18 protein-coding genes and 3 pseudogenes are annotated in these 24,485 nt (G+C 58.1%); 8 read left to right on the top strand and 13 right to left on the bottom strand.

The features are described 5' to 3' along the window. Nucleotides 1-36: 36 nt before the first annotated feature. Both U5A82_RS01245 and U5A82_RS01240 read left to right on the top strand, forming a co-directional pair. Complete coding sequence (locus tag U5A82_RS01245) at nucleotides 37-2,274, top strand: O-linked N-acetylglucosamine transferase, SPINDLY family protein (protein WP_326288029.1); 2,238 nt, start codon at nucleotides 37-39, stop codon at nucleotides 2,272-2,274. A 124-nt stretch (nucleotides 2,275-2,398) separates the two neighbouring features. After that, nucleotides 2,399-2,615, top strand: a pseudogene (locus U5A82_RS01240) (helix-turn-helix domain-containing protein); the annotation flags it as partial. A gap of 48 nt (nucleotides 2,616-2,663) precedes the next feature. On the opposite strand, the pseudogene U5A82_RS01235 reads toward U5A82_RS01240, so the two are convergent. Continuing rightward, a pseudogene (locus U5A82_RS01235) lies at nucleotides 2,664-2,801 on the bottom strand (Arm DNA-binding domain-containing protein); the annotation flags it as partial. A 531-nt stretch (nucleotides 2,802-3,332) separates the two neighbouring features. On the opposite strand from U5A82_RS01235, the gene U5A82_RS01230 reads away from it, so the two are divergent. Then, complete coding sequence (locus U5A82_RS01230) at nucleotides 3,333-4,532, top strand: IS256 family transposase (protein ID WP_326288027.1); 1,200 nt, start codon at nucleotides 3,333-3,335, stop codon at nucleotides 4,530-4,532. Nucleotides 4,533-5,095: 563 nt separating this feature from the next. On the opposite strand, the pseudogene U5A82_RS01225 reads toward U5A82_RS01230, so the two are convergent. Continuing rightward, nucleotides 5,096-5,621 (bottom strand): annotated as a pseudogene (locus U5A82_RS01225) (IS256 family transposase); the annotation flags it as partial. A 148-nt stretch (nucleotides 5,622-5,769) separates the two neighbouring features. Next, the gene (locus U5A82_RS01220) at nucleotides 5,770-6,993 is read right to left on the bottom strand and encodes a cytochrome P450 (protein WP_326288025.1); all 1,224 of its coding nucleotides are present in this window, start codon (nucleotides 6,991-6,993) and stop codon (nucleotides 5,770-5,772) included. Between the two features lie 226 nt (nucleotides 6,994-7,219). Here U5A82_RS01220 and U5A82_RS01215 point away from each other — a divergent pair, with 226 nt between their 5' ends. Then, on the top strand, nucleotides 7,220-7,825 hold the full coding sequence (locus U5A82_RS01215) for a TetR/AcrR family transcriptional regulator (RefSeq protein WP_326288024.1): 606 nt from the start codon (nucleotides 7,220-7,222) through the stop codon (nucleotides 7,823-7,825). Nucleotides 7,826-7,839: 14 nt separating this feature from the next. Here the strand turns inward: U5A82_RS01215 and U5A82_RS01210 are convergent, their stop codons facing one another. After that, nucleotides 7,840-8,421, bottom strand: a complete 582-nt coding sequence (locus U5A82_RS01210; RefSeq protein WP_326288022.1) for a TetR/AcrR family transcriptional regulator — start codon at nucleotides 8,419-8,421, stop codon at nucleotides 7,840-7,842. A 124-nt stretch (nucleotides 8,422-8,545) separates the two neighbouring features. Here U5A82_RS01210 and U5A82_RS01205 point away from each other — a divergent pair, with 124 nt between their 5' ends. Beyond that, a complete protein-coding gene (locus U5A82_RS01205) occupies nucleotides 8,546-9,871 on the top strand; it encodes an NtaA/DmoA family FMN-dependent monooxygenase (RefSeq protein WP_326288020.1) in 1,326 nt (441 codons plus the stop codon). Between the two features lie 481 nt (nucleotides 9,872-10,352). Here U5A82_RS01205 and U5A82_RS01195 read toward each other — a convergent pair whose 3' ends face one another. Together U5A82_RS01195 and U5A82_RS01190 are read right to left on the bottom strand one after the other, a co-directional pair. Continuing rightward, on the bottom strand, nucleotides 10,353-10,778 hold the full coding sequence (locus U5A82_RS01195) for an SRPBCC family protein (protein ID WP_326288019.1): 426 nt from the start codon (nucleotides 10,776-10,778) through the stop codon (nucleotides 10,353-10,355). Then, nucleotides 10,775-11,686 (bottom strand): TIGR03619 family F420-dependent LLM class oxidoreductase, encoded by a 912-nt coding sequence (locus U5A82_RS01190; protein ID WP_326288017.1) that lies wholly within the window; start codon nucleotides 11,684-11,686, stop codon nucleotides 10,775-10,777. Before U5A82_RS01190 ends, U5A82_RS01195 begins: the two co-directional genes overlap by 4 nt. A 353-nt stretch (nucleotides 11,687-12,039) precedes the next feature. On the opposite strand from U5A82_RS01190, the gene U5A82_RS01185 reads away from it, so the two are divergent. After that, nucleotides 12,040-14,418: a TonB-dependent receptor gene (locus U5A82_RS01185; RefSeq protein ID WP_326288016.1), complete on the top strand. Its 2,379-nt coding sequence runs from the start codon at nucleotides 12,040-12,042 to the stop codon at nucleotides 14,416-14,418. Nucleotides 14,419-14,616: 198 nt separating this feature from the next. Here the strand turns inward: U5A82_RS01185 and U5A82_RS21655 are convergent, their stop codons facing one another. The 5 genes from U5A82_RS21655 to U5A82_RS01160 all read right to left on the bottom strand — a co-directional run bounded on the left by U5A82_RS21655 (nucleotide 14,617) and on the right by U5A82_RS01160 (nucleotide 18,957). Further along, nucleotides 14,617-14,829 (bottom strand): hypothetical protein, encoded by a 213-nt coding sequence (locus U5A82_RS21655; protein WP_442802128.1) that lies wholly within the window; start codon nucleotides 14,827-14,829, stop codon nucleotides 14,617-14,619. A 317-nt stretch (nucleotides 14,830-15,146) separates the two neighbouring features. Beyond that, nucleotides 15,147-15,497 carry a Rieske (2Fe-2S) protein gene (locus U5A82_RS01175; protein ID WP_326288014.1) on the bottom strand — a complete coding sequence of 117 codons (351 nt, stop codon included), beginning with the start codon at nucleotides 15,495-15,497 and terminating at the stop codon, nucleotides 15,147-15,149. After that, nucleotides 15,494-15,877: a cobalamin B12-binding domain-containing protein gene (locus tag U5A82_RS01170; protein WP_326288013.1), complete on the bottom strand. Its 384-nt coding sequence runs from the start codon at nucleotides 15,875-15,877 to the stop codon at nucleotides 15,494-15,496. The genes U5A82_RS01175 and U5A82_RS01170 overlap by 4 nt, the downstream gene beginning before the upstream one ends. 23 nt (nucleotides 15,878-15,900) lie before the next feature. Further along, nucleotides 15,901-17,547 (bottom strand): methylmalonyl-CoA mutase family protein, encoded by a 1,647-nt coding sequence (locus U5A82_RS01165; protein WP_326288012.1) that lies wholly within the window; start codon nucleotides 17,545-17,547, stop codon nucleotides 15,901-15,903. Between the two features lie 9 nt (nucleotides 17,548-17,556). Then, entirely contained in the window at nucleotides 17,557-18,957 is a 1,401-nt protein-coding gene (locus U5A82_RS01160) for an aromatic ring-hydroxylating oxygenase subunit alpha (protein ID WP_326288010.1), read from the bottom strand. A gap of 605 nt (nucleotides 18,958-19,562) precedes the next feature. Between U5A82_RS01160 and U5A82_RS01155 the strand changes: the two genes are divergently transcribed. Further along, the gene (locus tag U5A82_RS01155; RefSeq protein WP_326288008.1) at nucleotides 19,563-20,453 is read left to right on the top strand and encodes an SDR family NAD(P)-dependent oxidoreductase; all 891 of its coding nucleotides are present in this window, start codon (nucleotides 19,563-19,565) and stop codon (nucleotides 20,451-20,453) included. A gap of 96 nt (nucleotides 20,454-20,549) precedes the next feature. On the opposite strand, the gene U5A82_RS01150 is transcribed toward U5A82_RS01155, so the two are convergent. Beyond that, a complete protein-coding gene (locus tag U5A82_RS01150) occupies nucleotides 20,550-21,038 on the bottom strand; it encodes a cupin domain-containing protein (protein WP_326288006.1) in 489 nt (162 codons plus the stop codon). 15 nt (nucleotides 21,039-21,053) lie between these two features. After that, nucleotides 21,054-23,264, bottom strand: coding sequence for a TonB-dependent receptor (locus tag U5A82_RS01145; protein WP_326288004.1), 2,211 nt, complete (start codon nucleotides 23,262-23,264; stop codon nucleotides 21,054-21,056). A gap of 167 nt (nucleotides 23,265-23,431) precedes the next feature. Here U5A82_RS01145 and U5A82_RS01140 point away from each other — a divergent pair, with 167 nt between their 5' ends. After that, entirely contained in the window at nucleotides 23,432-24,445 is a 1,014-nt protein-coding gene (locus U5A82_RS01140; RefSeq protein WP_326288003.1) for a helix-turn-helix domain-containing protein, read from the top strand. The last annotated feature ends 40 nt before the right edge of the window (nucleotides 24,446-24,485 follow it).

Genomic DNA, 24,485 nt, shown 5'->3' with positions numbered 1-24,485 from the left:
CTGATGTCGAGCGATGCATCAGGGATTGATCGAGCGATGGGATTAGAGGCGGCCTTTTCCAGGGCAAGGAACGCGGAAAAGCGCGGCGATATCGAGGAGGCGCGGCGCCTGCTGTCGGAGGTGCTGGCGAAATTTCCCGGCAACCGTCGCGCGGCCGACGGTCTGGCGCGATTGGAAACCGGGGCGGGAGCGGACGACGCCAGCGCGCTGCAGACCGGCGTCGCCGCTGCAGGCGCGGCCTATGCCCAGGGCGATTTCATGCAGGCGGTCCGGCTGACCGAAGCGTTGCTGCAACGCTTCCCCCATGTCGCGGCGCTGCACGGTATCGCCGGGTCGGCCTGGCTCGCTCTCGACGATCCCCAGCGCGCTGAACAAGCGTTCCGCACGGCGCTGTCGGCCCATGCCGCCGATGCCATCAACCAGAGCAACCTCGGCATCGCACTGCGGCGGCAGGGCAAGCTGGCGGAAGCCGAACGCTGTTATCGCGAGGCGATCAGGCTCCGGCCCGGTTATGCCGAAGCGCACTACAACCTCGCAAATCTGCTCAACGATCAGGGGCGGGAGGATGACGCCGTCACGCATCTGGAAAAGGCGCTCGCAGCCAAGCCCGACTATGCCAGCGCTCTCTACAATCTTGGCAACATCCATCGCGAGCGACGCAACCATGCCGCTGCGATCGATTGCTACCGCCGCGCGCTGGCGATCCGGCCGGGCCATGGCGATGCCTGGAATAACTTGGGATCGGTGGAACTGGACCGAGGTGACAGGGATGCCGCGATCGCTGCTTTCCGCTCGGCTGCGATGGCGGACGCCCAGGATAGCAAAGCGCTGATCAATCTGGGCAGCGCACTGTCGATCGTCGGCGCGCTCGACGAGGCGCATGCAGCCTTCGGACGCGCGCTGGAAATCCGGCCTGGCGACACCTTTCTTCAGGCCCAGCAACTCTACCTCGAAGCGCATCTTGTCGACTGGTCCCGGCGTGACGCGTTCGCTGCTTTGGCGGTGCCCCAGGCGCCCGGTTGCGAGCCGATCCCGCCCTTTATCGCCTTGACGTTCGAGGATGATCCCGCCAAGCATCTGGCGCGCGCTCAGGTGGCCGTGGAAGCGGCGGCGTACCCGCACGGTAGCGCTATTGCCGCGCCAATGCGCACCGACGGCAAGATCCGCATCGGCTATTTTTCGGCCGACTTTCACGATCATGCCACGATGCACCTGCTCGGCGGCCTGCTTCGCGCCCACGATCGTGAGCGTTTCGAAATCCGCGCCTACAGCTTCGGAGAGGACGACGGCGCAGGCGCGCGTCGAAAGATCATGGCGCATCTCGACGGCTTCTTCGACATCCGGTCGATGACCGATGCGGAGGCGGTCGATCTGGTCCGGACCCACCAATTGGACATCGCCATCGACCTCAAGGGCCATACGCGCTATGCGCGGCCCGCACTATTTGCCGCACGCATGGCGCCGGTACAGATCGGCTATCTCGGTTACCCCGGCTCGATCGGCGGCAATTTCCTGGACTATATCATCGCCGACGCGGTCGTGATCCCCCCGGGCGACGAACGCCACTATAGCGAGCAAGTCATTCGGCTGCCGGGCAGCTACCAGCCCAACGACGATCAGCGCGCGATCGGCGCCTGTTCGGACGATCGCACTGCGATGGGCCTTCCGGCGGAAGGCTTCGTTTTCTGTTCCTTCAACCAGAACTGGAAGATCGGGCCCGACGAATATGAAATATGGATGCGCTTGCTCGCGCAGGTCGAGGGCAGCGTGCTCTGGCTGATCCGATCCAACCCGTGGGTCGAGACCCGGTTGCGGCAGGAAGCGGCGGCGCGTGGCGTTGATCCGGCCCGGCTGGTCTTCGCCGAAAAGCTGCCTCATACCGACCATCTGGCCCGCCACTACCATGCCGACCTTTTCCTCGACAGCTTCGCCGTGAACGCACATACAACTGCCAGCGACGCGTTATGGGCAGGCCTGCCGGTATTGACGGTGGCGGGGCGGCAGTTCGCCGCACGGGTCGGCGCCAGCCTCTTGACAGCGATCGGCCTTCCCGAGTTGATCGCACTGGACAAGGCAGACTATGAGCGCATCGCGATCGCGCTGGCGCACGACCAGGCAAAGCTGGCGACGATCAAGGCGCGCCTCGCGGCCAACCGCCTGACGGCGTCGTTGTTCGATACGGTCGGCTATGCCCGCAAGATCGAAATGGCCTATCTCGCCGCCCATCGCCGATCGCTGAAAGGTCTGTCACCGGCATCGATCACAATCGGATAGCCTTGAGGCAAACCTCAGTGCTTACCACATGGCTTATACCCGCCTTCAGTGATGCTGACTTACGAGGGGGATTCCCAAGGCGCTGAATTTCTGAATCTATGGCTTCCTGTTGGAGGTCATGGCCATGGGTGCAGCGATTGGTTTGCGGGACGACTTTGACGCGTTGAGCCTGAGGCGACTGGCGCGTGCGACAAGGAGCGCGAAGCAGGGGCCGACGGCTGCTGGCATTGGCGGAAATTTATGATGGCGCAAGCCGCAGCGATGCTGCGCGCATCGGCGGAGTGACGTTGCAGATCGTGCGCGACTGGGTGGTACGGTTCAATGCCCAAGGTCCGGACGGATGCGAGAGTAACGTCAGGGTAGCGTCCGAACGAAAGCAGTTTCTCCTTGCCGTCGAACCGATGTTTTATGCGCCAAAGGCGCGAACCTGTTGGGCGGACAAGCAGATAAAGACATTGGTCATCTGCCAACTTATAATCCTTCGAACGCTTCGTGGCGTAACGAACCTCGAGTTCCTTGAGCGCCATGGGGGTATCTCCGACTGAGCGCCGACCATTACCCCAGAAAATACCCCCAAATGCAAATCGACGTCCTGGCATTTGCCGCGATCCGATGATCCGCGTTGCTATCTCAGGAAACGGCGCAAATCCGCTAGAAAAGGCATAAAAAACCGCTCCGGGATGATCCGAAACGGTTTGATACTGATCTGTTTGGTTGCGGGAGAGCGCTTCGGCCTCAAACTACATTTTTTCAGGAGTTAATGAGGCGGCCGCGATGGCTTCAAATCCAAACGAGAAACCGTTCGTGGAAGAGGCATATTATGGCCTCTCTCGCTGTATCATTTCAGTCAAACGCAAAGCCCGAGGGCGCCCTAGAAAAGGAGTCTGATGGTTTTTTGGGTCGTGCCCCTGGTGGTGGTGTAGGTTTTGAGGGTTAGCGAAGCTGACCGGACGCGCGCTCATCGATAAAGCGCTGTAGCGGCCGGTCAGTTTCGCGGGTGGTCACCGGCGAACTTCGGATAAGTTGGAGTTGCGAAGCTCAACTTACGGAGACCACCGATGACCTCTGACAAGATGGACCTGCACGCCCTGGTTGGGAAGACAGCCGACGGCGATTTTCTACGCGACATGATCGGCTTTGCCGCGCAGCGGCTGATGGAACTGGAGGTGGGCAGTGTGACCGGCGCTGCCTATGGTGAGAAAGATCCTGAGCGCTTGGCACAGCGCAACGGCTATCGGGATCGGGACTGGGAGACGCGAGCAGGCACGGTCGAGCTGCGGATCCCCAAGCTGCGCAAGGGAACATATTTTCCCGGGTTCCTGGAGCCCCGTCGCTTGGCGGAGAAAGCGCTGACGGCCGTCATTCAGGAAGCCTATATGCAAGGCATTTCAACCCGCTCGGTCGATGATTTGGTGAAGGCCATGGGGATGAGCGGTATCTCAAAGAGCCAGGTTAGCCGGCTGTGCGTGGAGATCGATGAACGCGTGAAGGCTTTTCTCGATCGTCCGATTGAAGGCGACTGGCCCTACCTGTGGATGGACGCGACCTATATCAAAGTGCGGCGGGCCGGTCGCATTGTCTCGGTCGCCGTCATCATCGCCGTCGGCGTCAACAGCGATGGCCGGCGCGAAGTGCTCGGCATGGCGATCGGTCATTCCGAAGCTGAGGTCTTCTGGACCGATTTTCTACGCAGCCTTGCCCGTCGCGGTCTGCGCGGCGTGAAGCTGGTGATCTCCGATTCCCATGAAGGCATAAAAGCTTCCGTCGCCAAAGTGTTCAGCGCCACCTGGCAGCGATGCCGGGTTCATTTCATGCGCAATGCGCTGGCCCATGCCGGCAAGAGCGGGCGCCGGGTCGTGTCGGCATTCATCGCCACCGCTTTCGCCCAGGAAACTCCAGAGGCCGCAAAGGCCCAATGGCGTAGCGTCGCCGATCAATTGCGCCCTACCGTGCCAAAACTCGCTGCCTTGATGGACAGCGCCGAGGAGGATGTGCTGGCCTACATGACCTTCCCAGCCCAACATCGCACAAAGTTGCACAGCAACAATCCGATCGAGCGGCTAAATGGCGAGATCAAGCGGCGCACCGATGTTGTCGGTATCTTCCCCAACGAAGAGGCAATCACCCGCCTTGTTGGTGCTATCCTCTTGGAACAGAATGATGAATGGGCCGTGCAGCGATGCCGTTACATGACGCTTGAGAGCGTCTCAGGTTTAAGCGATAATCCCATCATCACGTTGCCTGCCATGGCAGCTTGATCAGCCCGGCTTAGCCGGAGGTCGCTGTGACTACCGCAGGCGAACCTACACCACGCCTTGGGGCACGATCGTTTTTTGAATGTAGGGCTAAAGCCGCAACCTAGCTGGTTCGGATCCCCCCGCAGCCCCTAAAAGCTATTACTAAGTGCCTGATTTACGAGAGATTCTCAGTTTGCTTTTTGTCTCTACCCCAAAATCTACCCCACTAGCAGGCGCGCGGGGATGATCTGGAATCTTTCTCCTTAAAATTCAACATTTTAAAACTGAAACCTCACTTACCTCCTCCCCTTTTCGTATCAATACGGCTGGGTTGCCAGTTACGTAGGCATTTCAGAGGTCTGTTCTAACTATGTTCGCAGGCACATTTCAACACCTTACTGTGGATCGGCGTCGAAGCTGATCCCCGGCTAAAGTCGGCACAACTATTTGAAAACGTTCTGAAAGGTGGGAGGCTGATGGGGTCCCAATGAGCGCCTATCGGGACCCCGCCTCTCGTTATTTTTCGTTGCAATACAGTGGTATGAATGAAATTGGACCAGGTCCTGCTTCGGCACCGATCCACAGTCAACGACGGCGAGCATGATGTCCTCGACGCCGCTATTGCGCAGCTCGTTCATGACGCGGAGTCAGAACCTCACGCCTTTATTCTGCTCCAGCCATAGCTCCAGGACTACCTTGGTGCCGTTAGTCATAACGCCAGGGCGAGATGGATCGCCTTCTTGCGGACCATGCCTTCGTCGCGGATCCTGACCCGGATCGCATCAAAGAAAACCAGCGGATCAGCTGGGTCGAGCAGCCGTTGCTGCCAGGCTGCGGCTTCTTTCAGCACCGCATCAGTTATCGTGCTGATCATGTCGGGCGAGGCATCAATGACATATAGATTGCGCAGATGGCCCGTGATCTCTCGCGTGTCATGCCGCCGCGCGCATACATCGAGATGATCTTGTCATTGAAGCCTGGTAAGCGACGCTGATACTTAGCAATCAGCTGCGGATCGAAACTGTCGGCCCGATCACGTGGCACCTCGATCTCGATCCGCCCACTGTCGGTCGTCACCGTCTTGCGACCATAGCCATTGCGGTTGTTACCGATCGAGAATCTCGTTCGGTATCGAGGGTTTTTCCGTCGTGGCATAATGGGTCTCCTTGTTGCCCATTATGCCTCGCCGCACACGAAAATCCTGAAAGTCCCCGGCTCCTCGCTTTATAGCTTCGCAACAAACCGTCACTCTGCGCCGTTAGCGTCGATCGAACGACATCCAGAGTTCCTGCAATCCATAAGGGGTATATCCTTCCAGTGGTCGGCAACTGGCGTCGCCACGGCTGAACCGGAAATTAGTGAGCCGTTGCGTCAATGCCTGGAACGCCAGACGCAGCTCTCCCCTCGCAAGCTGGTTGCCGATGCACAGGTGGATGCCCGCGCCAAACGCCAAATGGCTATTGGCATTTTTCCGCTCCAGATCCACGTCGCTCGGGCAGCCGAACTGGGCAGGATCGCGGTTGGCCGCCCCAAAACGCATCTCCACGATGGAACCCGCAGGGATCGTCATGTCGCCAAACACGACATCCGCCAGCGCGGTACGCCACAGGCATTGCAGAGGCGTTGCGGTCCGTAGCGTCTCTTCGACAAGCGCCTTGGCAAGTGAAAAGTCGGCGTGGATCGATGCTGCAAGTTCAGGGCGCTCGATCATCAGCCGCATGCCCGACGCCAATGTCGTGGTGGTCGTCTCGTTCCCGGCGACCAGAATCTGGAAAACGATGCTGTGCAATTCACGATCGTTCAGCCGTCGGCCGTCTGTTTCCAGATTCACCAGCCGACTGATCAGCATGTCGTCTGGCTTGGTGCGGACGCGCTCTATCTCGATCGCCATATATTGCTGTAGTTCGATCAGAACTTGCGCAAGCTCGAGCTGACGTTCGGGTGTCAGCGGACCCGTCGTTTCCACCGCGACGTTCGACCAATGTTTGAACATGACGCGATCCTCGCGTCGAACGCCCAACTGATCGGCGATGACGAACATCGGCAAGGGAATGGCGAACGCTTCCAGAAAGTCGATTTCCTCCCGGTCGCTGAGGCTATCGAGCAATTCATCGATCATCTCGATGATGACGGGCTCCAGCCCCTTCACCTTGGCAGGGGTAAAAACCTTATCGACCAGAGTGCGGTAGGTGCGATGTTCCGGCTGGTCGTTGGAAACCAAAGTATCCATTGGGAGCCATCCGTGTTTTTCGAACAGCGCATTGGCTTCCGGCGTCCAGCGGTCGCCCAGAAAGGGGGTCTTGTTGCTCAGGACTGACGGACTCAGCAACGCCTTGCGGACATCATCATAGCGCGTGAGGACATAGTGCCCCGTTTGCGGATCGTGAAAGACCGGCTGTTCGTCGCGCAGCCTATCGTAAAACGGAAATGGACATTTTTGAATGTCCGGGTCCGCAAAGCTCGGCAGCGACGTCGATGTCATGGTCTTTCCCTCTCCTGGCCACTGGCTCTTCAGGCCTTTTCGCCGCTAATCCGCGGACGCCCATGCTATCATACTGCCTTCCTGCGCCGCGCAAGTCAATAAATAGTGTGAGCGATCACTCTATTTTTAATAGAGTTCATTGATGACTGAAATTCGGTAAGCCCTCCTATTTTCTCCTCATGTCAGAAGGCAGCGCATCAAGGTGGCTATCGCAGGATCAGAAGCAGTGACGCTGCGACGGGCAGAACGGCACAAGCGTCGTCGGACGCAAATTCTGGATGCTGCTCGCGCCTGCGTGCGCCTCGACGGATTTCACGCAGCAAGCATGAGCCGGATATGCGCCGAAGCATCGATGAGTGTCGGCCACGTCTATAAATATTTCGAGACGAAAGAGGCCATCATGATCGCGCTGGTCGAGCGCGATTTTGAAGAATTCATGGAGCATGTCACACGGTTGCGCGGTCAAGATACCTTGGACGCAGATCAGGTCATCAATGAATTTCTCAACGATATTCTGTGGCTGCTGGATTATGATCGTGCGGCGCTCAGCCTGGAAATTCTGGCAGAAGCTGCGCGCAACCCGAAATTCGCAGCGCTCGTCGCTCGCGTAGACCGCCAGTTTCGCGAGGAGGCCCGCAAATTTGTGGCGCCACTGCTGGAAGGACTCGCCGAGGACGAGATCGATGTTCGGACCGAGATGCTCCTGGTGATTACGCGCGCCTTTGCAATCCATGTTGGCACGCATCCCACCAGAGATCCGAAATTCGTCTCAGGATGTGAACTGGTGCTGCGGAGCATCCTGTTACCGCCGGCACCGGCTACGCCTGTTTAGATGGACTTTTCCGCCTAACCGGGCTGACGCCATCCGGTCTTCAGCATTTCACGCAGGATATGGCGCGTGTTTGCGTCCGCCGCGCTTGTGCCGCCAGCCCATGCAACCGCCAGCGCGCCGAGGAAAATGTCGCGTCCGGTCAATCCTGGACGGACAGTGCCACCTGTCTGTGCGGCGCTCAATATCCTGTTGGTCGTGTCGATCACGTTGCTGCAAGTCGGACTGAGCGGCGAATTCGTACGCGACCAGCCTTGGCGCAGCGGCTCGGACAGGCCGTCATACACCAGCATCCAGTCTCCCAGAGCGTCCATCCACCGCTCCAATATCCGGTCCGGGCGAGTCTCCTGGGCCTCGATCATGGTACGCTGGCGTTCCAGATCGTCATGATGTGCGTCGAGCAAAGCCGCGAGCAAGGCGTCCTTGTTCGGGAAATGGCGGTAAAGCGTTCCGGGACCGACGCCCGCCTGGGTGGCAATAGCGTCCATCGACACATCGACGCCGGCGCTCGTAAAGGCCGCACGCGCTACGTCCAGAATGTGCGACCTGTTATGTTGTGCATCCTTGCGAATGCGACGAGCAGTGGAAGTGCGAGGCATGACGATCCTGTGCCCTTGAATAACGGAGATCATCTCCATATCTGATCCTTAACGGAGACTATCTCCATATATCTATGCCTTGCACCGCTGAACGGCAAGGGCGCGCATAGTGGCAACGAGGACCATGATGACGAGACAGATGATTATCGGCATGCATTTCGGGAACGGATATGGCTCCCAACCCGGCGCATGGCGCATGCCGGGCGTCGATCCCACCAGCTATACCAGTTTCGACAATCAGGTCCGCTACGCACAAGCCGCCGAGCGTGGCAAGTTCCAATTCCTGTTCGTGCCCGATTTCCCGGCGTTGAAGGGCGATATAGAAACCGAAGCACCGCAGATCACCATCGACCCGATGATGACGCTCGCGGCTGTCGCCTGCGGAACCGAAAGGATCGGAATGGTCGCTACCGGCTCCACCACCTTCAACGAACCCTATAATCTGGCTCGCCAGTTCAAAGCGCTCGACCTGATGAGCCACGGCCGGGCGGGATGGAATGCAGTGCCGACCAGCGATCCCGCCATCGCGGCAAATTACGGACGGAACGTGCCGCCGCGCGACGAGAAATATCAACGGCTTCATGAATCTGTCCAGATCGTTCAGGCGCTGTGGGGCAGTTGGGAAAAGGACGCCTGGTTGCATGACGCTGCGTCGGGACGGTTTGCAGACCCGGCAAAGATTCGGCCGATCAATTTGCGGGGACGATATGTCGGCGCCAGCGGCCCGCTGCCGCTGCCCCCGTCCGAGCAGGGCCAGCCGGTGATCTTTCAGGCAGGCGGTGGGGATCAGGGGCTGGAGGTGGCCAGCCGCTACGCCAGCGGGGTGATCGGCGCGACTTACACGATCGATGAGGCACGCGCCCAACGCACCGCTCTCCGCAACGCTGCCGAACGTGTCGGCCGCGACCCGGATGAGGTCAAATTCTTCCCCGGCCTGATGACCACGATCGCGCCCGACAGACGTGCCGGGCTGGATCGGCGGATCGCGGTCAGTGGACATACATTCCCTCAGCGGGTCGGATATCTGGGGCAGATGCTGGGCTTGCGGCTCGACGGGCACCAACTGGACGAACCGCTGTCGCAGGCACAACTCGCTGCAGGCCGGGCATCGCCTTACGATCCCCGCTCCGACCATGCGCTGAAGATAGCGCGCGAAGGATGGAGCCTGCGCGATGTTCTGGCGCATGGCGTGATCGACTATCATCCCGTGATCGCTGGTCCCGCGCAGGAGGCTGCCGATCATATGCAAGCATGGTTTGAGGCGGAGGCGGCCGATGGCTTCTGGCTATCGCCTGACGTCTACGAAGATGGGATCGATGCATTCGTCGACGGCGTGGTACCCATCCTTCAGGAACGCGGCCTGTTCCATCTCGACTATGAAGGCACGACCCTGCGTCACCATCTGGGCGCGCCAGATCAATATGGCCTTGATCCGCGTATCGCAGGCTGAACTCAACTCTCGTGAACACGCTGCTGGAGGCTGCACCAGCGAACCTTTCGACTTATTCACGCCTTGATGATCCGCGTGGCTGGCAGCATCGGTCGACCGATGCTGTTGATCATGCAAACGGCAGCCTACGTAATAGCGCGACAATGTCATGGTCGAGCATCTATCGCGTTAGGTGAAGTGCGAGGAAGTCTACCTTCACGCCTACGAGTTGGTCAGCGAAGCACACAGTTCGATTGGCCGATATCTAGGCTTCTGCAATGCCCGGAGACCTCGTTCGAGCCTTGGCGGGCGTACGCCTGACAAACCTACTTTGACAACCTGTCGCTAGCCGTGCCAGCGTGAATTGGCTGTGACTTGAGGGGCAGTTTGAACAATCAGCCCGCAGACGCCCCACTTATCAAACGTCAAAGGCTGTTCAGACGAACCGGGTCACTTCTATGCGCACCCCAGGCCGGATCGCGCGTGCCAGTTCCATCGCGCTCTAAGCGACCGAAGACTTGAGGGCGTCCCGCAAATGCTCGATACGAGTCGGGTAATATTGCGTGAGATAGGCATCGATCTGGGCAGCGTCCGGTCGCCCCTGATCTACGCCCGAGGTCCAGTTGATCGCCGTCTGGCCATCACCGCGCTCCGACAGGGAGATCGCCCCGCTAAGGCCAATGGAGGACGGCTTGTCGCTATCGACAATGGCGTAGTGCAGGATATGGTGATCATGATCCAGACGGACGAGCCTTTCGGCGGCCCAGGAATTGGCGAAATACACGGTACGAACTGCCCCTTCGCCTTCGCCAATGGTTTCGCAGCGCTCGACCAGAGGATGCCATCGCGCGAGATTTCCAAAATCTGAAATCAAAGCCCAAATGTCGGCCACGGGGGCATCGATTACGGCATCGATCGAAATCGTCATGAAATTGCTCCTTCATAAAGCAGATGTGCGAGCGCATCGGCGATTTTCGCAATCGCCGCCTTTACTGCGTCCGGGCGTCGGCAATTCAACGCAAAGATCATATCGGTCGCGCCAGCGGATCGGTAGATGTCAACCACCTGCCGCAAGGTGTCGACGCGATCCACATCGATCGCCGCTTTCAATTCGCCTTCGGTCATTCCCTCTCCTTCGAAGGTGATGTTAATTCGCATACTGGCGGCTATTTCCTGAGGATCGCGGCCGATGGCGATCGCCTGGGCGACAATCTCTCCTTTCATCGACTGAAATTCGTCGGGCGTCACAGCAACCGCCTGCCATCCGCGTCCGACCCGAGCCGTCCGGCGCAAGGCGGCCGCACTGATGCCACCGATCCATATCGGGATCATGGCTCCAAACGGTTTGGGCGACGTATGAACATCCTCGAACATCCAATTCCGTCCTGCATGTGTCGCCGACCCGGTCGACCAAAGGGCCTGGATGATGTCGATGGCCTCGTCCGTCAGCGCCCCTCGCTCCTTCCACGCAATTCCGACCGCAGCGAATTCTTCGGGTACATTGCCGATACCAGCGCCCAGAATGGCGCGCCCTTTTGAAAGATGATCCAAGGTCGCGAAATATTTGGCGACAAAGAAGGGGCTATGAAAAGGCAGGACCAGAACCGATGTGCCAAGCTGGACCCGGGTTGTTCTGACCGCCAGGGCTGACAGGATCGACAAGGCGCTGTAATAGGGCGCATCACCAATACGATCACGCACATAGCTGACATTAGTCAGGTGTTCCGACGTCCAAAGCGCATGAAATCCGCGCGTATCGGCAAGGATGCCAATCTCGATCAATTCGCCGACATCGGCGATACCCCAATTATTGGGGAGGGACAGGCCTATCCTCAAAATCCGACGTCCACGATTCCGACTGTCCCGATCCGCCAACGGATCGCAGCACTCGTGTAATCATGGTTGTACGCCAGGGTGCAAGTTGCAGACGGGCAATACAGCATCCTCACCATCCTCATTCTAGTTCTTTCATACTATCTCCAACCGTTTCGACGTCAAGCGTGCCTTTCGGAGGGCGCGCGCGGCGTTGGCGACCTTGCAGACCCGCACGTCCTGTTGACATAAATAGTATTTGAGTACTATATATTGGAAATAAGATTCTAAGTTCTAATGGGAGAGAGATCGTGTCGGCATTTTGCAAACCTAGGGCAGCCCTTTGCTCGGCGAGCTTGGGCGCGTTAATCATAGGAATGTACACCAGCCCTGCGCTGGCTCAGATCGAGGGTTCAACAGCTCCCGCCCAGGAATCAGCACAATCGGATGCGCGCTCGATGGGCGGTCTTCAGGACATTGTCGTCACTGCACGCAAGAAAACGGAATCCTTGATCGACGTCCCCGTAGCGGTGTCTGCGCTGGGTGCAGCGGACATTGCAAAATATAACACTACGAACTTCACACGGCTCGCAGAAATGGTGCCGCAGGTGACGATCCAGTCCACTGGCGGCGGCGGGTCGGGCGCCGTTCTGACCATCCGCGGCATCGGTTCGTCATCACAGGATACAGGTCTTGCCTCGACCGTCAGCGTGAATATTGACGGTACGCAGATAAGCCGCGGCCGCATCATTACGGCTGGCTTCTTCGATCTGGAGCAAGTCGAGGTGCTGAAGGGGCCACAGGCGCTGTTCTTCGGCAAGAACAGCCCGGCCGGCGTGATTTCGGTCTCCAGTGCAGGCGCAACGAAGGAACTGAAGGGCTTTGTGAGAGCCGGCTACGAATTCAAGGCAAATCAGCGCTATGTGGAAGGTGCTATTTCCGGGCCGATTTCCGATACGCTGGGCTTCAGGGTTGCCGGTCGCGCCAGCAAGATGGATGGCTGGATGAGAGTAGGCGGGCAGGTCTTCACCCTTCCGACCGATCCGCTCTTCCCCCACGCGCCGGTTCCCTATTCGCGCTCCCCTGGGCAACGCGAATATCTGGGACGCGTGACGCTAGACTGGGCGCCAACGGACGAATTTCGCGCCGTGCTCAAGGTTTTTGCGACGGATTCCAAGGATCGCACCGGGACGAATTCTACGACCGAGATCAAATGCGCCAATCCGCTGGGCAAACCTGTAGCGTTTGATTTCGCTACGGGTTCTCCCCTGATCGACGCGTCCGGCGACTGCAAGGTGGACGGTCGACGTCAGACAGCTTCGTTCAATCCACAGCGCGCCGCAGCCTTCCCTAATGCGCGTGATGGCAATCCCTATAATGATTTCTGGGCCGTACTGGCGTCGCTCAACGCAAGCTATGAGGGCGACAGCTTCAGCATCACGTCAGTCACCAGCTTCTATAAGTTCAAGAACAAGTTCTTCGACAATGTGCAGTTCGGGTCGCAGGGCAACTTCTGGGCGTATAATGCCTCTGCCAGCCGCGACTTCGCTCAGGAGCTGCGCATTCAAACAAGCTTCGACGGGCCGATAAACCTCATGGCAGGCGGCTTTTTCGAAAGCGAAAGCTTTCCGTTCAACCAGAATGTCAGCCTTGTTTCGCTTGGCCTTGATCCAGCAACCGGACGGTTTGATAATTTTAGCGGCGGTTGGGACAGCAGTTCCAAAACCTATTCCGGCTTTGGTCAGGTTACGTTCGACATCCTGGACAATCTACAACTGGCAGGCGGCGCGCGGTACACCTATCAATCGTACAAGACCATCGGCGGCAACGACTATGTTCAGGCCGCGTTTGGGGCCTTCGGCTTCTCTCGCGCGCAAGGCGACCTGATAGCCGGCAAGTCCAGCGACGATAACATCTCGCCAGAGGCGACGCTGACATGGCATCCCAACGGCAATACGACGCTTTATGCGGCCTATAAGACTGGCTTCAAGTCCGGCGGCTATGCGCAGGCCAACTTGGTCGTGCCGTCCTTTACTGAGAACACCATTCGCTTTGCGCCGGAAAAGGTGAAGGGGTTCGAGATTGGGGCCAAAGGCGAATTCTTCAATCGCAAGCTGCGGCTGACGGCGGCGGCCTATCGCTACACATTCGACAATCTTCAGGTTCAGACGTTCGATGCACCCACGGTGTCGAACCAGATCCGCAATGCCGCATCGGCACGGACGACCGGCGTCGAACTCGAGGCGATCTATCAGGTCGATGCAGATTTGCAGCTCCACGGATCGGCCGCCTATAATGAGGCGAAGTTTCAGAGTTTCCCCGATGCGCCATGTTATGCTGGTCAGACTGTGGCACAAGGTTGTGTGCCGGTGGGCACGGCATCTACCCAAAGTCTGACCGATCGCCGCCTGGCGCGCGCGCCGAAGGTCAATCTGAGCGGCGGGTTCACCTATGATACAGGCCTGACCAACACGGTGAGGATCGGTTTTACAGGTGATGTTCGCTATACAAGCAACTATAACGCAAGCGAAACACTCAACCCCGTTGGTCGGCAGAATGGCTTTGCCCTGTTGAACACCAGCGTTCGTTTGCATGATGCGGATGATAAGTGGGAATTGGCGTTGATTGCCCAGAATCTTACGAACAACTATTATATCAGCAACGCGATCGATCAACCGCTGGCGCCTCCCGGCCAGATCGTTGGCGCTGTGGCGCGGCCTCGCGAAGTCACCCTGCAGGGAACGTTCAGATTCTAAGAAATTGAAGGGATCTGGCGCTGATTGCGCCAGATCCCTTCAGCTTGAGCTTCATATCTGTGATGAGTTGAGTGTCGCTCCTATCATCCGGCGGGATATTCCGATGGGATAACGCTTTTTGAAAGGCGGAACTGGAGCTCGGAATGGCGGTGAGGCGTTTTTGGCAAGAGCGGGAGCAAGCTCTGTCGTGGTCCACGGCTAGACTCGTTGGTCAATAAAGACGAGCGCCGTCACCAACTTTTCGAACGGCGCGAAGGCAGATGCGTTGCCGCACAGGCCTTTTATGCGCCTGCCCTCGGTCGTGCGGGCAAATTCATCGTCATAAAAAGCCGTCGACCAAATAGCGCCCATATCTCGCCAGTGGAGGGAGACGGCGACATGCCATCGTCCTTGCGTCGTATCGCAGTTCACTTCGATATAGGGGTTGCCCAGCAGGCGTTAGGAATAATAATGGAGCGTGCCGTCGTCGAACCGCTCATTTGATCGCAGACGATCCTATTAACGGAGGCGCACCCGTCGCAACGATGTGAAAACGTCGTCGGTGAAAAGCGCGTTGATCTCACCGCCTGTATGGGGCTTTTCCGGCTGCTGTTGGCCAGTTCTGTGTAACGCGTCTTTCAGGCGCTTTATGTCTTTCATGTCTTCAAGGCGGCTCAGCCTCGCGGCACTTGCGACCCATACTTCGATCTCCTTTTGGTTTCCGTGCTTTAGCCATTCCTTCGGTGAATTCAGATGTCCTGAGCAATGAACGGGCCTAGGTTTCTGGTCGCGCCGGGCTGAACTTCAATGCGTCCTTGGCGCACCCGCGTGGAAAAACACCGCAGCGGATCGACGGCCGGTCCGGTAACGACTTTGCCAGAGCATATATCGAAACGCGCGCCATGCTTCCGGCAGACGATTGTCGTGCCGATCTGTCGCCCCCCCTCCAGAGGAAAGTCAAGATGGGTGCAGCGATTCTCCAACGCGTAAGCGTCCGCGTTGATGCGGAATACCAGTATAGAGGTGCCGTCGATCAGAAAGGCGCGATGTTTGCCGTTGGGAATGTCATCAACCGCGCAGACATCGACATAATCCTTCATAGACTTGACACACCTGCATTCTGTACAAAAAGAATGATGTCCTGCGTCTTAGACCCTGCGCCAAACACGCCCGCCACACCCATCTCCTTGAGTTCTTCGACGTCATCCGGATGGATGATTCCGCCCAGAATTACGGGGACGTGCCCTACCCCTTTCGCCTTCATCGCCTCGATCAACTGACGCGTATATTCGACATAGGCCGCAGACGAAAAACTGATGCCCACGACATCGGACTTCCGCTCCGCAACGGCCGCCGCCATTCCCTCCACGCTATTATGCTCGCCGATATAATCGACCTCTATGCCGCCTGCTTCGTTCAGCAGGCGCGCCAGTGTGCGTATGCCCTTGGAATGGACATCCGTGCCCAACATCCCAAGCATGCAGCGGACTGTGTTCGGCTTGTTCATGTGTAACTCAACGGTGCTTGAAGGTGACCATAAGGGTCGAAAGGATGACCATAGGCCACGCGAACGGTTCCCCATATCTCACCAATGCTGGCGTCGGCAATGAACGCGTCGATCATGGCCTGCATCGGATTATTGCCGTCGCGAACGACAGTGTGCACTTTGTTCAACGCAGTAGACCATAGGCCCTGATCGCGCTGCTGCTTGAGTTCTGAAAAACGACGGATGTGGGCATAGGTATTCGTGCGGTCGAACTTGAACCGCGTGGGTGACGGCTCGTCTTCCGGCACAAACCGGTTGACGCCAACCATGATACGCTCGCCGCTGTCCATTTCACGCTGCAATTCGAAATTGAAATCGTCCATCATCTGCTCGATCTGGCCGCTGGCGATCGCTTCGATAAGGCCGACTTTTTCGATCCGCGTCAGCATGGCAATCGCCTCCGCCTCTACTTGATCGGTGAGCGCTTCGACATAATAGCTGCCGCCAAACGGGTCGGCCACGCGGGCCGCGCCGACTTCGTTGGCCAGAATTTGCTGCTGTCGCGTGGCAAGTTCCCTTGCCTCGTGCGTTGGCACGCATACCGGTTCGTCGAATGTGCAGGCCTCGAGCGATTGAACCCCGCCGCACAACGCCGCCAGCCCTTGAATAGCGGTACGGGTAAGGTTGTTCAACGGCTGCTTGTAGACCAGTGATTTGCCCGACGTGTGGCAGGCGATGCGAAGCCGCTGGGCGCGCACATCCTGCGATCCGAAACGTTCTTTCATTGTCCGCGCCCAATAGCGGCGCAGCGCACGAAACTTCGCAACCTCCTCAAAAAAGTCGATGTCGGATGTCGAGACCCACGCCAGGCTGGGCGCAACCTGATCCACGGTCAGGCCGCGCTCGATCAGATCTTCCATCGTCTTGTTGATCATGGCCATGCCCAGCGCTATTTCTCCCGCCGGTGAAAGACCGCGCTCGCGTAGATCATAGGCCTGCGGCATGCCCAGCGCCCATTTCGGGCTGTTACGAACGCTGAACTCAATCTCATCCACAGCGATGCGATGCCCGAATTCGGCGGGCACGAGATGCTTACCCCAACCGCACAGCGTTTGCTGCAACATATCCGGCATATTGGAGCCTTGCAGGGTGGAGAGCGGCTGCCCGCGCTTTGCATGGACTGATGCGATGAGCGGATAAGCCATTGCACCCCAGTGCCAGGCGGTATCCACTTTTGCGAGATCGACGCCGTCCAGAAGCCTTTCGGCATCGCGCAACGTTGGGAGCGAACAGCCCTCCAGCCCCACTTCCGGCGCGAAAGCAGGGTGATCTGCATCCACGCTCTGGGTCGTCAGCGGATCTGGCACGATACTGACGCCGGTTCCGCCCGACGCCAGCACCATTTCGAGGCCCTGCCTGGTGTCTTCCGGCGAACCGTAACCGACGATATTGCGCAACGTCCACATGCGGCTGCGGTACATTTGCGGATATGCGCCCCGGGTGAAGGGGAAGCTGCCGGGATCACCCAGATTCTTCGTATAGGCCTCATCCCGTTCTTTGGGGAAATAGGCAGGTTCGGTTTCCAGCCCGCTCCAGGTCTTGGTCCGGGACAGCTTGATCTCGACGTTTTCGACGCTCTCGAAGAGGTTTGCGTTTTCGCTCATCTGGCGCGCTCAGCCTCTGCCAATCAGACGATCGAGCTCTGCCAGATAATGCCGTATGCGATTTTCCGATTCCGACAGGACATAGCCGTCGAATGCCACCGACTCGATGCCTTTCTGCACCTCCGGAACGCGCACGGCGTCTTGCGCGAGGACGGAGCCAAATTCCTCTGGCGTTTGGGGTACGATCTTTTCAGGTCGGATCGACCCGTCCCAGCCGGGCGGCGACACGGCTTCCGGGCCAAACTGTCCCGGGTCCATGACCATATCCTGCGAGCCGCCCACCGGCAGGCAGAGAGAAATAGCGCGATAGTAGCTTTTGCGCGGTTCGGTTTCGTGCGGACGGAAAATCTGGATCAGTAAGGCGTCGCTGAACACGTTGATCGTCACGTTGGGGAATATGAAATAATTCCAGTCATCGTTGATCTGATCATCGGTCAGATCATCGAAATGATCGTGGCCGTGCCGCTTAGCCCACGTACGTCGTGTCTGGGCAAAAGCCTTGTTATATTCATGGCCTTCCAAATGTGTGAAATCATCGGGATTGCCGCCGTAGAACTGAAGGAAAGCCTTCATGCCTTCAGGGACAGTCGCCCGATCCTCGAACCGCACCGGCACACTGCCGATCGGGATGACCATACGGCTGTTTCCGTTGCCATAGAGATCATACTGGCATCCCAGCGTCTCCGTAAAGCTCGCCAGTTGCGGGTGCACGTCGTCCGCGTGGTAGAATTCAATGAACGCGTCGAGCGCGACCTTCCAGTTCGCATTCCAGCAGGTTTCTATATCGCGAATGACCTTGTATTTATCGAACGGATAAGGCGCGAGGTGGCGCGGGATGACGTCCAACTGCTCCAGGAGCGGCTTGGCATTCGGATCCATGTTGATAAAGACCAGACTGTTCCAGACGCTGCAGCGAACCGCCTTGAGGCCTGGCCGATGGGCGATCGCTTCCTTTCGGAAGATCATCTCATCGCGAATTTCGACATTCTTGCCGTCCAGGCCGAATTTCCAACCGTGAAAATCGCAGGTGAAGATGCATGCCCCCTCGTTCGCATCGCTTCCAACGCTGCCGAAGTCGTCATGAACGATGCGGTTGCCACGGTGCGGGCAGACATTGAAATAGGCCGAGATGCCGTCATCGCCTTCCGCATTCCGAACAATGATGAAGGACTCGTTGCCATAATCGGCCTTGAACCAGTCTCCTACCTCTGCGATATCATGGCTGATGCCGACGAAGAGCCAACTCTTCGTCCACATCCTGTCCCATTCAAGGTCTGCTTCATCTTTACTGTAGAAGCGCTTGGGATCGACGCGGGCGGTGCCATGATCGATATAGGGAGCCTTCTCGCCGGGACTGCCAGGCTCGGCGTCAGGGTAGGTGACGAAACCCCTCTGGAAGTCGTAATCCATGGCATCCTCATCATTTATAAAAACAGTATGTAGGACCTAATACGTCCTTCGCTGCAACGCAATCCGTTTTCATGGCTTGCAGCTTCATCATCAATGCCCTGACCGACCTTCACCCAGCCCGATTTGCGAGACTGCCGATCTTCCAGGTGCCACTTTGCCTCCATCTTCAAGCCATGCCTAACATAAAATGATTGCTCGGCGGGTGGGCCATCCGAGCCGCGCGCGCAGCCAGCCTGCCTCGCTCCTCCATTTATACCAGCGCCATATTCTGCGCAGCCTGTTATTGCCACCGAGCACTCTGAGCCGACGACTTATCATAATGTACGACGCACCGCCTGCCCGTGCTTCCTCGGCAGATTTTTTGAGCACAAGAGCCGGGCAGCACGCCTGCTTTCTCCAAAAAAAATGCGGCCTGCTGGCGTCAATGCCCTTTCACTTCACACAATGAAAGATGTAGTATATAGTATCTACAGATCTATCAGATGTGCTATGGTCAGCCTGTTCAGGCGACGGAAGTTGCGGCGCGTGTTTTCGATGTCACGAGGCGACAGCGATCGCAACAAATCTAATGCCCCGCTGCCCGGGCTTCAGGAAGAGGAAAAACAATGTCAGAAAAATCGTTGCAGACAGGCACCATTCTCGTTCTGGGCGCGTCGGGCGGCGTTGGCCAGTGCCTGACACGACAATTGCTGGACGCTGGCTATACCGTGCTGGGTTCAGCCCTAGACGACACCGACCTTGAAGCGATGAGGAGTAAAGACTTTGGTGCGGCAGATTTGTTCGTGGCCGATTTTTCTTCCGCGGATGTCGGCATATCTCAACTCAAAGACGCACTTCGCCGCAGCGACCGACCGCTCACGGCGGTCATAAGCTGCGTAGGCGTGAATCCGTCCGGGCCATTGGAGACAACGCCGATCGAGATGTTTCGCCGCACGGTCGAGATCAACACCGTCTCCAATCTCGCAGTCTATCAGGCCACTCTCGGGCAGATCAGGGAAAGCAAAGGGCGCTTTATCTTTGTAGGCTCGATGTCGGGCAAGGTCGCGTTCCCGTTGCTTGGCTATTACACGGCCTCAAAATATGCTCTGGAAGGGCTGGCCGACACCATGCGGCTTGAGGCGGGCCAATGGGGCATCCCCGTTTCGCTGATCCAACCCGGTGCGATCGCAACGGGCATGGTGCATGGCTTTGCAGCCCAGCTCGATCGTGGATTTGACCAGCTCGATGATCAGGGCAAACGCAACTACGGTCACTATTACGCCCAGCAGAAGGCGTTTTCGCAGAATGCCCATGCCCTTGCAATCGCGCCGGATGCGGTGGCAGAAACCATCATCCAGGCGTTGGAAGCAGATGTTCCGGCTGCCCGCTATCCTGTGGGTAACGCAGTCGATCTACTGGAACGTCGGCGGGTGTCGACGGATATGGAGATAGATACGCTGTTCAATCAGTTGCTTCCGGGGAGCCGCGTCATGTCGCAATCGACTGACCCAGCCTGAACATGGTCGATTTGCCGACCCGCCGGAACGCTGTGCCACGCGTCCCGGCGGGTTTAATTGACGGGATAGTCCGTGCGGCGCGACCGGACAGCGGGTTCAATTCAACAATGACGCGAAGTCCAGTTCGGCATAGGCTTTTGGCGTTATGCGTTCACATGCCTTGAAAAGCCGCGTTCGGAGCAATGTGGTGCTGCCGTCGGGATGATGATCCTCCAGCAGCTTGTCATTACCCCTGCCGCCGATCAGCGTGGTCAAAAGAATGGCTCCCCTTTCCCGTGTCACGGGTTGGTGAACCTCGACCGTGGTTTCGAACGCGATGTCGCCCTTCTGAAAGCTCAGATCGTCATAGAACCATTCCCCTTCCAGCGTGTAGGCGGTAGCGGTGCAATGATGGGCATGGACCGGCGTCACGGTATGGGGCGGCATTTTGAAGTTCAGGATGACGATATTATTGTCTTCGTCCACTTGCAGCACACGGAACTGCGTGTTCGGAATCAGCGCATAGGGAAGCCATGGGATGTCGTCGGTGGCTATCCGCTGCACAGGCTCTTCGTCTGCGTGGGCTAAAGTCGTGGAAGCGTTCATGATCTTGCTCCTTTTTTAGAAACGATAGGCCAGGGAGCCGCCGAAAGTCCGTGGCGATCCCGCTGATCCTGCGACGCCAAAGGCGGATGTCGGCAGGTCGAGATAATAGCGCGCGCGCGTCAGATTGTTGACGAAGAGGCGCGCCTCCAGCCCCGCCTGCTCATTTTCGAATGCCAAGCCCAGAGTGACGAAATGATAGGCCTTCTGGTGGCTGAGGCCCAGCGGACCACCTGCGCCCGGCAGCAGATCATAAGCACTTGTATAGCGGTCGTTGACGGTAAAATTGCCCGCCCATTCATCGGTGATCGGGAATTGATAGTTCGCCCCCATCGAGAAGGACAACTCTGGCGCGCGCGGTATGCGGGTGCCGGACAGATCGGCCACCCCGCTGACCAGCCCCGGACGACCGCTGGGCGCGGGGCAACCGGAATAGGTGGGCGATGGCGCAGATGCGGGGCAATAGATGACGGCCCCGGTATAATTGCGGAAGCGCGCCCGTTCGATCAGTCCGCCGGCATGCACGGACAGTCTCTGAGTCAACCGCAAGGATGTATTGAGTTCTAGCCCGTAGATGCGTGCGCTGGCGGCATTCTGCGCCCCGATCCCGCCGGTCGAGGCATTCACATAGCTGACCTGAATATCCTTATAGTCATAATAGAAGCCCGCGACCGACATATTGAGCCGCCCCTGGAGACCATTGGCCTTGAGGCCAAGTTCATAGCTGGTGAGCGATTCCGGGCGCAACGCATCGAGCGGCGTGAAGGCGGGACTGTTATAGCCGCCACTCTTGGCGCCCTTGCCATAGCTCGCATAGACCGTACTCGTGGCAGTTTCGCGCGAGATGACGATGCGGGGCGTGAAATTGCGAAACGTAATCTGCTGATCTACCCGTGGCACCGCGCCAAAAGCGATCACGCTGCCAGGATTGTTGATGGCCCGCAATTTCTTGGTGTCGATATTGTAGCGGCCGCCCACCGTCAGCTTGAGCGATTCCGACAGTTTGATATAGGCTTCGGCATAAGGAGAGATGGACACCAGTTTCACGCGACTCGTGCCGCCTGCATCCTGCAACGGTCCAAAGGCATCGCCAAATACCCGGATCAGCAGGCTGTCCTTGTCAAGCTCTCCGCTAAGGCCCGCGATGAAGTTGAACGGGCTGTCGAAATGTGTTCGCACATAGGCATCCTGCGTCAGGGTGGTGCCATATTCCTCAGCCCGGCTATTATAGAGGTCGGCCCGTGCGAAGTCCTGATCCACGAAGATCGCGTAGTTGAAGTGCCTGATCCCCGTCACGCTGATGACATCGAAACCATCACCTTCATATTTGAGGCTCAGGGTGCCGGCGATATAGTTGATGTCCGTCTTGCGCGTTTTCGTCTGATCCACCTTGTAGAAATCTGTCGGCGGAGTCGTACCATAGATGGCGCACGACAGGCACAGCGGCGCGTTCACCAGGGTGCGACGTGCCAGCGGGTCGTTGATTTCGTTATGATATTCGACCGACGCGATTGCGGTCAGGCGGCTGCCGGGCGTCCATTTGAATTTCGCCCGCACCGTGCCCGATTTGAACCCGCTCAACCGTTCGCCGTTGGCGACGTTGCGGGTATAGCCCGATAGCTGCGTATATTTTCCGGCCACCCGAAACGCCAGATCATCGCTAAGCGGCATGTTTAGTATGGCCTCGCCACCAAGTCGGCCGAAATTGCCAGCTTCGGCTGCAACCTTGCCCTCGAAGCGCTGAGCCGGATCATTGGTGTTGACCAACACGACTCCGCCGGTCGCATTACGGCCGTAAAGCGACCCCTGCGGTCCGTTCAGGACTTCGATACTCTTGAGATCCACGACATCGACGGATGCGCCCACCTGTCGCTGAAGATACACGCCGTCAACATAGGTGCCGATGCTCGATTCAAGGCCCGCATAGGCCGAGTTGGAACCGATGCCGCGAATATAGACCTGCGCTGAACCGCCGCTGTCATTGTACACTACCGACGGCAGAAGAACTTGGGCATCGCGCACGCTCTGAACGTTCAGTCGCGCGAGGTCGGCGGCATCGACCGAAATGGCAGCGACGGGGGCGCGATCGAGCCTTTGGCCGGCCTTGGTAGCGGTGACGACGATGTCATCGACGGACGATGATTGTTGCGGCGCCACCGCCGATCCTTCCTGCGCCATCGCCGGCACTATACCCAGCGCGATCAGGCTCACCCCCCAGATTTGCTTCAACGTATCTCTCCCCTAGTGTTGTCGACAGCCGATAGACTTTGGCCTTTATGATCCTTACAATGCCACTTGGGTGCGGCGCGCAGCAACTTTACAAGTGCGGCTCGAGACGCCAAAAACAGTGCGCCAAGTGCCAAAGGGTGCGCGCCAGTGCAGGAGAGGAAACAGCGATGATGGTCGCGCCCACCAAGTTGCGAGGCGATCTCCTCAGTCTTGCCGAACTGGGTTTTGATCCTGACGCCTGCCTTAAGGATTTTGGCCTCAGTTTTGAGGCAATATTGGCGCAGCGTCCTGTGTCGCACAACATGATGTCGGGCATATATGGCATCGTTGCCGCGATTGCTCCGGACGATTTCGCCATTTCCTGCGGGCAGCAGATCAAGCTGCAATATCTGGGACTTCTAGGATATCGCCTAAGCAATTGTGCCACGATCGGGGATCTTCTGTCGGACTGGGCCGAGTTTTGCGGCCAGATAGGCTATCCGTTGAGCGCCGCGCTGGAAACATCGCAAGACGCGTGGCGGATGACCTTTGCCCCTCGTTATCCGCTGATGCCAGAAGCGGAAAATTTCTGCGTCACATCAACCTTGGCCGGCTTTACGCAATCGGTGTTCAACCTTAGCGGGCATAGGCTCCGGCTGCGACGGATCGGCTTTACCAGTCCCAAGCCCGACCGGATGGAAGCCTATGCGCAACTGGAAGCCGACGAACTGTTGTTCAACTGCGCCGTGCCTTTCGTGGAAGGCGACCGCCGGGATCTTGAACGGCAAAATCCAACGGCGGACGCCAATCTTCTGAAGATTTGCGATGAACTGTGCCGCCAAGCCTGGGACGGCGCGAGCGGATCGCTGGCCAGCCGCCTTGGGACGCTGCTGCGTTCAGAAGGGCCGTTGGACCTTGCGCGGGCGAGCGAACTGCTGGGTATGAGCGCCCGGTCCCTCCAACGTCATCTGGCTACGGAAGGGAGCGGGTTTCACGAAATACTGGATGAATATCGCCACATGAAAGCATTGCTGCTGCTGCGTCAGGGGAAGCGCGGCAAGATGATCGCCAATCTGCTCGGCTTCGATGACGACAGCAGTTTTCGCCGTTCCTTCAAGCGCTGGACCGGACAGTCAGTGTCCGAATGGCGTCGGCAGCCGGCAAGCGGGATTTTTCAGGCAGGAACCTTAGCACATGCGTGATCAGGCCAGCACCGTTGAGCAAGGCGCCATGCAAGGCGCA

Origin of the sequence: Sphingobium sp. CR2-8, from assembly GCF_035818615.1 — a bacterium.
In the GTDB taxonomy this organism is placed as follows: Bacteria; Pseudomonadota; Alphaproteobacteria; order Sphingomonadales; family Sphingomonadaceae; genus Sphingobium.
The sequence above is the reverse complement of the archived record's forward strand: the minus strand, read 5'-3'. Positions and strand labels throughout refer to the sequence as shown.

Coding starts and splice junctions, on each gene's coding strand:
- U5A82_RS01245 (WP_326288029.1), top strand. CDS start 37: ATGGGATTAGAGGCGGCCTTTTCCAGGGCAAGGAACGCGGAAAAGCGC.
- U5A82_RS01230 (WP_326288027.1), top strand. CDS start 3,333: ATGACCTCTGACAAGATGGACCTGCACGCCCTGGTTGGGAAGACAGCC.
- U5A82_RS01220 (WP_326288025.1), bottom strand. CDS start 6,993: ATGACATCGACGTCGCTGCCGAGCTTTGCGGACCCGGACATTCAAAAA.
- U5A82_RS01210 (WP_326288022.1), bottom strand. CDS start 8,421: ATGCCTCGCACTTCCACTGCTCGTCGCATTCGCAAGGATGCACAACAT.
- U5A82_RS01205 (WP_326288020.1), top strand. CDS start 8,546: ATGATGACGAGACAGATGATTATCGGCATGCATTTCGGGAACGGATAT.
- U5A82_RS01195 (WP_326288019.1), bottom strand. CDS start 10,778: ATGACGATTTCGATCGATGCCGTAATCGATGCCCCCGTGGCCGACATT.
- U5A82_RS01185 (WP_326288016.1), top strand. CDS start 12,040: ATGTACACCAGCCCTGCGCTGGCTCAGATCGAGGGTTCAACAGCTCCC.
- U5A82_RS01175 (WP_326288014.1), bottom strand. CDS start 15,497: ATGAAGGATTATGTCGATGTCTGCGCGGTTGATGACATTCCCAACGGC.
- U5A82_RS01170 (WP_326288013.1), bottom strand. CDS start 15,877: ATGCTTGGGATGTTGGGCACGGATGTCCATTCCAAGGGCATACGCACA.
- U5A82_RS01165 (WP_326288012.1), bottom strand. CDS start 17,547: ATGAGCGAAAACGCAAACCTCTTCGAGAGCGTCGAAAACGTCGAGATC.
- U5A82_RS01160 (WP_326288010.1), bottom strand. CDS start 18,957: ATGGATTACGACTTCCAGAGGGGTTTCGTCACCTACCCTGACGCCGAG.
- U5A82_RS01155 (WP_326288008.1), top strand. CDS start 19,563: ATGTCAGAAAAATCGTTGCAGACAGGCACCATTCTCGTTCTGGGCGCG.
- U5A82_RS01150 (WP_326288006.1), bottom strand. CDS start 21,038: ATGAACGCTTCCACGACTTTAGCCCACGCAGACGAAGAGCCTGTGCAG.
- U5A82_RS01140 (WP_326288003.1), top strand. CDS start 23,432: ATGATGGTCGCGCCCACCAAGTTGCGAGGCGATCTCCTCAGTCTTGCC.